The organism is Arcticibacter sp. (assembly GCF_045629565.1).
GTDB lineage: Bacteria > Bacteroidota > Bacteroidia > Sphingobacteriales > Sphingobacteriaceae > Arcticibacter.
In genome coordinates, this window is the sequence record NZ_JAZQRL010000128.1 from 1 (window position 1) to 7,280 (window position 7,280).

Annotated in this window: 8 protein-coding genes; all 8 read right to left on the reverse strand. The window is 42.3% G+C overall.

The features are described 5' to 3' along the window. On the reverse strand, positions 1-441 hold a 441-nt coding region (locus tag ACKI5J_RS18735; RefSeq protein WP_407431274.1), incomplete at its 3' end, for a hypothetical protein. A 135-nt stretch (positions 442-576) separates the two neighbouring features. Then, positions 577-807 carry a hypothetical protein gene (locus ACKI5J_RS18740; RefSeq protein ID WP_407431276.1) on the reverse strand — a complete coding sequence of 77 codons (231 nt, stop codon included), beginning with the start codon at positions 805-807 and terminating at the stop codon, positions 577-579. 435 nt (positions 808-1,242) lie between these two features. After that, positions 1,243-1,509: a hypothetical protein gene (locus ACKI5J_RS18745; protein WP_407431278.1), complete on the reverse strand. Its 267-nt coding sequence runs from the start codon at positions 1,507-1,509 to the stop codon at positions 1,243-1,245. 162 nt (positions 1,510-1,671) lie between these two features. Further along, positions 1,672-2,172 (reverse strand): hypothetical protein, encoded by a 501-nt coding sequence (locus tag ACKI5J_RS18750; RefSeq protein ID WP_407431280.1) that lies wholly within the window; start codon positions 2,170-2,172, stop codon positions 1,672-1,674. Between the two features lie 223 nt (positions 2,173-2,395). Then, positions 2,396-2,767: a hypothetical protein gene (locus tag ACKI5J_RS18755; protein WP_407431282.1), complete on the reverse strand. Its 372-nt coding sequence runs from the start codon at positions 2,765-2,767 to the stop codon at positions 2,396-2,398. Beyond that, on the reverse strand, positions 2,767-3,345 hold the full coding sequence (locus ACKI5J_RS18760) for a glycosyl hydrolase 108 family protein (protein ID WP_407431284.1): 579 nt from the start codon (positions 3,343-3,345) through the stop codon (positions 2,767-2,769). The genes ACKI5J_RS18755 and ACKI5J_RS18760 overlap by 1 nt, the downstream gene beginning before the upstream one ends. An 86-nt stretch (positions 3,346-3,431) precedes the next feature. Beyond that, complete coding sequence (locus ACKI5J_RS18765) at positions 3,432-4,622, reverse strand: hypothetical protein (RefSeq protein ID WP_407431286.1); 1,191 nt, start codon at positions 4,620-4,622, stop codon at positions 3,432-3,434. 79 nt (positions 4,623-4,701) lie between these two features. Beyond that, positions 4,702-7,173, reverse strand: a complete 2,472-nt coding sequence (locus ACKI5J_RS18770) for an endo-1,4-beta-xylanase (RefSeq protein ID WP_407431288.1) — start codon at positions 7,171-7,173, stop codon at positions 4,702-4,704. Positions 7,174-7,280: the final 107 nt, after the last annotated feature.

Genomic DNA, 7,280 nt, shown 5'->3' on the forward strand with positions numbered 1-7,280 from the left:
CGACAACCCATCGTTAGTTGCTATCTTTTCTTCCGATTCACAATCAAGCACGTAAAATCCTCCCAAGGATATTACACCGTTCTCGTCTACCTCAAAGTTCCAAACCTTCTTAATCTCGATATCCGGTGCAATGGTGATCATCTTGGATTGATACGGTTTACCAGACCACACACGAGGGGAGAACTTATCCCCGACCTTCCAACGGTGGCCAGCACGGATAGTGTGGTTTTTGTATACCCGAACGTCCGGAGAAAGGGTGTCAATGAAATTACTTACAAGTTTGGTTGGATTGCAGTCTGAAATAATATTAAATACCGATTCCCCTTGTGGATTTTGATTGTCGTAGAACCATTCCATAATTCTCTCGACGAAATATGTAGGCTGTCCTTTCTTTGGATGGTAAGCCGGGAAAACACGGCTGAATGTTATTACTCTACTCATAGTTTTTACCCTCTCAGGCGGTTAAATGATTAAATATTGTTATTGCAACAGGAGCCATGATAAACAAGGCTACAATCACGCTTACTACTTTCTTCCAGGTTGGACAGCCTATTCCAGTGCCGTGTAGCGAGAGGGTCATGAGACAGTCTCCTCGTCATCATCAAAATCACTCCATGAAACATAAGCGGGGCAGCCGCCGTTATCATCCTCGTCGCCAATAATAACATTACCTTCAAGGCCACATTCTACACACCTATCATCATCATCATCATAAGCGAAGCCATCATCCTTGCTGTCTGTAAACACTTCGGCCTCGCTGCCACATATAGGGCATTCATCACCAAATAATTTCCATTTTTTACTCATTTCTTTCTTGGTTTAACTTCAATTACCATTCTGTTTATTATTATCTGATCAGGTCGCCTGTATCTCTCTGGGGTATCTTCTTTCTCACAGGAAGAAAGTAAAACATAGATGATAGCGAGGACTGCAATTACAAGTGGTGTTCTCATGTGAGCTTTAATTGATTCAATGGCGTTACCGAATGTGTCGTATAGTCATCGTGATTTTTTAAGTCTCCCTGGCACAAACCTTCTTGGTAATCGAACCAATCAAAAGAGGATTTGGTCTTAATGAAACTGGCGCACTTTTCGCAATACCATCCGTTCCAAAAACCTTCACCTTCATGAACACCTGATTGTTTTAAACACATGGTTCCTTTATCCATTTTCTTAGAGCAACCCCAGCAATACCGGTCTTTGCTAATTTTTACTATTTTTTCAGGAAATGAATGTGCCATCTCTACTCCCCTCCCTTGTTAAGTGCTTCGATTAAAGCGTCGGCAGCCATTACAGCGTATGTAGCGATTGTTTGCGGATCTCTGCTTACCTGACCGTGTTCAGTCATTACGCCATTGTGGTACATCCCCTGCATAGCAGCCATTGCCATTGCTTCGCGTTTAGAAAGTCCTGGCATTTGCCATGTACTTGATCCTACTTGTGGAATTACATCTGCGGACGTGCCTACAATCACAGGTTGTGCCGGATCGTTTGGATTAGTAATCATCATTGGTTTTTGGTTAAATAAACAAAGCCTGAATTATACAAACTGAGATGCGATTCAATCCGTATAACCAGGCTCTTAATTTCTTTGTTAGCTAACTTGATCGCACCGCATTAGCATGATCAAACATAAGTATAAATATTCTCAATCAACTCATTTTGAGAATATTTATTTTTGATTTAGCAGTTTATATGCACCGAATAGGAGGATTAGGAGTACTGCAATAGCTAGAAGTATCCCCATTTTAGCAGGTTCCTTTTCTTTATGAACTGTTTTACGTTCCGCTTTATCATTAACTAGGACAGCTTTCTTTTGCTCGGATCGTTGAGTTACGTCCTTGTGAGTCGTTATAGTCCTTATCCCGCGCACAGTAATAGATTGGGGATGCAGGGTTGCAATTGCTTTCAGTGCGCCTGTCACGGGATTAAGCATTAGCTGAACATCTACCAGGGCATCAGATATGATCGTAATGCCATTTATAAGGCTATCCATGTTAACCGATTCTTTGGTTTGCTCTACAACCTTTTTAGGTACCACCACCGTTGTGTCTACCTCGGAGCGTTCAACCACCACAGACTTATCGATAATAAGCCCTATACTATCCGCTGTAGTTTTCTCTGTGTGTTCCGTTCGTACAAGCTCCTTATCCTTTACCGTTTGTTTAAACAAGCCACAACTAGACAGGAGTAAGCACCCCACGAGTACCATTATTAATCTCATATTCCGCCTCTTAGCATTGAATTTATTTCTGACGCCTTTAAGTTTGCACTATCGATCTTTGTATTTAAAGGCTCAATATGTTTTCTTTGACGCGGTGTCTTATACTGTTCAACTTTCTGGGGGGAGGCCGCTACAAATAGTAGCAATGCCGATAAGATTAAAAATAGCTTTCTCATTTCTTGATGTTTTTCTTAACGAATTGTTTAACGGATTCAACTGTACCATTTAGATTATTTAAAGACGTATCCACTTTCTTGCCCTGTTCAGCCTGACTATCTTTTATAGGCTGCATCTGCTGCGCTACTTGCTTTTCAGCTTCGGCCTTTGCTGTACGCCTCACCTCTGCAATTATCTCGGCTTTAGACAGGTCATTGAGGTTTATGTACTTTATAGTAATGAAAACACTATACATGATCAGTATAACAACAATCGTGCTCTTACCGTCGCTCTTAACGGCTAGGTACAGCTTATCAAAGATCCTTTCCAGTGAAGATATCTTACGATCAATCATATCTTGTTTTGCCCCATCTTTTTCCTCAGCCATTATGCGACGTATTTATCTAAACGGCTTAACCATGATCTAAGAAATTGTGCCTGATCACCCGTAGCCCATGATCTATAAGCCGCCTCACGAGCTGCATTGTACTTCTCATAAATCAGCTTAGGATTAGACTTATTGGCTAAATCAATTACAACAGGGTCCATTATTCCGTCTTTCTTCACTCCGAAGATTTGTTCCAAGAATTGAACCGCTCGACCTTTACCGGAGTTTACTCCAAAGTCATATATTGAGTTAGCAAGTTGCTGATCTTTAATCTGGTCAAGTTTATTCGCTAACCAAAACTCTACTCTGTAAAATTCTGAGATCATCTGACTAACACCCTCAGACGGAACCTTTGCGGAACTGTTTATCCATTTAGCAAGCGTAAATCGCTTTTTTAAAGCAGGACTTAATTTTGGATATTCAGCCTTATATTTATCAATCTTTTTCCAACCTACCCATTTAGGCCAGAAATTACGCGCAATTCCGGCAAAAGTTTCTCCACCACGATCAGATGGATTATTTGCATACCCTCCTTCGTTTATTCCCGTTAATCTTTCTGCAATCTCAAACTTTGCCATACTTTACTGTTATTCTGTTACTTACAAATTTACCGCCTAATGTGCCCCCTACACACGTATCTAGCTTACCAATAAGGCGTAATACACTACAAAGCATAGTAATGTACATTCGGGATTCCTTTGCCGTTATTGCGAGTTATAACCACGCCTGCATTGGAGGTATAGCCTAAATGTTCACTGTATGAATTGCCGGTAAATAAACTAGGACAGTACATGCGCCTGTGATCTACAGCGTCATCTTTAACCGTCTTAAATGATGACCGTTGAGCAACACTAAGTTTTTCAATGATACTATGCAGGTGCCCTTCACAAACTAGATTGAACATCCCCTGCCTGCCGTAATCCCAACATATATCTTTTGTGGACTTCTTGCTGATTGGCTTATCTCCGTGCATAAGGATATGGCAGATACCATCAACCTCATGGGTAATAACTAAAGGATCAAACTCAACGCTATATCCGATTAGCTTCAATCCCCAAGAAATAAGATCAGCAGCACCACCGTCTGTATCCTCATTTTTATCCGATGTTACTCTGTCATGATTTCCTGCAATGATCTTGACTTCTCCCAGGTTGTTGATCTTGGATAGAAAGTCGGTATGCAAGACCTGAGTACAAAGTTTAATTACCTCCGCTCCTATCATTCCTTTTTGCAATCCTTTCCAGCTATTTTTGTGATTCATTCCTGTGAATGATTCGATAAGATCACCTAAGATATGCACATGCACAATATCGCTGTTACGGTCATTTATAAGCCGTACAGCATCGTTTAAATAATCAACAAGGATAGAGATTGAAAACTCTTTTGTTTTGATTAGACCATCGATATACGCGCCAAAATGTAGGTCAGATAATTTAACAACATCAACCTTTTTATTGTCTAATGGTTTTTTCGGAATGTAGGTGTATTTTGCCAGATCAACAGCAATGGCTTGTCGGATTTCCTCGATGGTCAGTTCGTCGTCACCCTCAATAGTGTGGCTGGCGATATTGTAGAACGGAACGCCTGTGTGGCTAATGAGTTTATACGAACGTACATCGTCGAAGTCCAATCCATACACTTTGCAATACTCCTGGATAGTCATAATTGAACCATCTGGATTAAGCGCACTTAGTACAGGACTTCGCTTCTCGTATTGGTTGGTTTGAGTGCCGTTATTGGTAAGCTTATCGAGCCGTTCCTTTTGTTTTGGATTGAGGCGATACTTCCCGCTGCTGTTGATTGTTAGCCCTAGCTGAGTAGCTATTTCTGGCTTGATTCTGTGCCTGCTATTCATTGATTCTTTCCATCAATGTAAAGTTAACCCCCTAGCGTTTGTGCTAGAGGGCTGTCGGCTTATTTGTGTAGATTGGTAATTAAATCGCCTCCAATATGGCATGATACACGTCTTTGGCCTTGTAATTCTTATCGAAAAACAGCGGGTAATCGTGGTCGGCATTCTTATAGTCCGCATTGATGTTCGTGTCATCATCACTCACGCCCCAGGTAGTAAATCCGAACTGCTGCTTTTTAGGAATTACAGAAAGGTAATCCTGGATAAACTCAACAGTCATTTTAGCCTGTTTCTCTTCCAGATCAGGCGTAAGGGAGAAAGTATCAGGTAGTCCGGACCTTACCGACATATCAAACTCCGATATGTACACCTGCAGCCCTGTGGCGGCAGCCAGTGTTAATGCTTTCTTACGATCTGCGCGGCTTATTCCAATCCTGGTGTGCATTTGCAAGGATAGCCCATGAATTGGCACACCGGCTTTGATGCATTCAGCAACATACTTCTTTAATGCATCCATTTTCTTCCCGCCGAACTCGTGGCCATAGTCTGCGAGAAACAGAAGCATGCCAGAATCCGCTTCATGCGCGTATTTAAATGCAAGCTTGATGTAGTCCGGGCCAAGCTTCCTAAGCCATACACAATCCCTCAGGCTACCTTTCTTATCAACGTCCCCGGATTCATTGAATGGTTCGTTTACCACATCGCACGATCGCATTTTTCCCTTAAAGAACTTAACCCAGGTCTGGACAAATTCTTTCAGAATACCCTCCCAGTCTTTAGCGGTCAGTTTAGTGTTTTTTTCGAGTTCGGCAAGGTAGCCGATCGTTTCCTTTGGCCAGATGATGCACTGGCCATGTACAAGCTTTCCATTCTCTTTAGCGTATTTAAGGAGCGCCAGAGCTTCCGCTCCCTCGCCGATCTTACCGCGCATTTTGCAAAGCCTGCTTGATTTAAAGGCATTCTCTGCAGATATCCGTTTGGTATTATCGGTTATGATCTGCATATATTTCTTGTTATCAAACCGTGTGGCTTTCATGGCAATGCCAAATGTGACAGGCAGATCTTTTAATGTTTTGGCAGCAGGCGGCAATGGCTCACTCTCCTTTACTGGCAAAGGGACAACCACAGGAGTTTTTACAGGTTCTGGTGCAGCTGGTTTTTCGATCACCGGCTCGGGCTTGACAGGAGTCGGCGGCTCAGTATCATCATCATCAATAACAATCCCAGATTCAGCCTGTGTCGCATAGTACTTGTTGTTGTATTCGATCACCTTAGCATCACTCATGTTATTAATCATATTTGTAACAGGATGATATTGCGGATTGCTTGCAACCATTTCAAAGCCTATGTTATCGTAGTAAGATAGTGAGCCGCCACCTAACGTGTATAAGTCAAGCATTTGCCCCTCCCAATCTTTAGACTTGTTGAGTTTACCTGCAACGTTCCCGTAAACTTTAGCGTTGGCAAAGGTGTATTTGTCTTTATTTCGCTCCATGAACTGCAAAAGATGTGGTGGCGTCTGAAGCTCAAATGCACCGTACTTCCAGCTTTTAAATACCTTATTGTTGAATATTTCGGTGGTAGCAGGCGTTTTGCTAAACGATATATTCCAGCCTCGGATTAAATTGCCCTGGTGGTTCTGGCATTTAACATCATGCAGCTTGCCATTTCCCGTAATTGAGAATATACCGTTGTGAGGGCCGTTCGGTACGTTCTTATCTGGGAAATTCATGTTTACACCATCAATGGTAACATCGGAAATGTCGTACCCATTACAAGCACCCATCCAAACGAATGACCCCATGTTCTGGCAGTTGTTAACGGTGATACCCTTCATCTTGAAGTTCTTGAACATTCCGGTTATCTTGTTGCCCTCCACGTCAATCAAGCTGTTGCCGCTGAATCCCTGACCGCAGTTATCGAAAGACATGTTTTCAAACCTCCAGTCTGTCTTAGCGGTTTTGTCGGTTCCATCCCATACATCACCCCATTCATCTGAAATTACGTAGTTGTTCACATCCTTAAAGGCGAGATCATGCAGGTAGAACTTCTTCATTTGCGCCTGAATGAATATAGCCCTATAATAGTGGCCGTTCCATTTGATTCCGTACAGTTCGGTGTTGGTAGCTTGCTTGTTGAAATATACGCTTCCATCTTTAGCCATTTGCACCCCTGTAGCATCAATTACGCTGTCCGTGCATTCACCAATATTGATATTATTGTATGTGCCTGGTTTGACCTTGATCGATTTGCCTGATACGTTCGGCAGGTTTAAATCACCGGAGCCGCTGCCGACTGTTTCAACGGTTGGTTCGACAGGTGGGGTCACTATAGGTTCAGGTACTACTACCGGAGGCACTACCACGGGCGTCACTGGTTCCGGTATAGGTTCGGGTTCAACCATGGGAGGAATAATAACGGGTGGTTCCGGCTCAGTCTCAACAGGCAGCACAACAATCGGCGGATCTGTTGGGATAATAACCGGATCAGGTACTGACACTGGCGGCTTAATTCCGATCAACTTCTTGAATAATTCTATTAGTTTTTTGAACATAGTTACGTGTTTTTATTCAAAGATAAACCACATCATAACCCGTTAATTTACAAGGTGCTTACTAGTGATTTATAGTAGTTTATTACTATTGTACGGCAATTTATTAT

Excerpts from the sequence above, each read along its gene's own strand:
- ACKI5J_RS18740 (WP_407431276.1), bottom strand. The coding sequence starts at position 807 with ATGAGTAAAAAATGGAAATTATTTGGTGATGAATGCCCTATATGTGGC.
- ACKI5J_RS18745 (WP_407431278.1), bottom strand. The coding sequence starts at position 1,509 with ATGATGATTACTAATCCAAACGATCCGGCACAACCTGTGATTGTAGGC.
- ACKI5J_RS18755 (WP_407431282.1), bottom strand. The coding sequence starts at position 2,767 with ATGGCTGAGGAAAAAGATGGGGCAAAACAAGATATGATTGATCGTAAG.
- ACKI5J_RS18760 (WP_407431284.1), bottom strand. The coding sequence starts at position 3,345 with ATGGCAAAGTTTGAGATTGCAGAAAGATTAACGGGAATAAACGAAGGA.
- ACKI5J_RS18765 (WP_407431286.1), bottom strand. The coding sequence starts at position 4,622 with ATGAATAGCAGGCACAGAATCAAGCCAGAAATAGCTACTCAGCTAGGG.
- ACKI5J_RS18770 (WP_407431288.1), bottom strand. The coding sequence starts at position 7,173 with ATGTTCAAAAAACTAATAGAATTATTCAAGAAGTTGATCGGAATTAAG.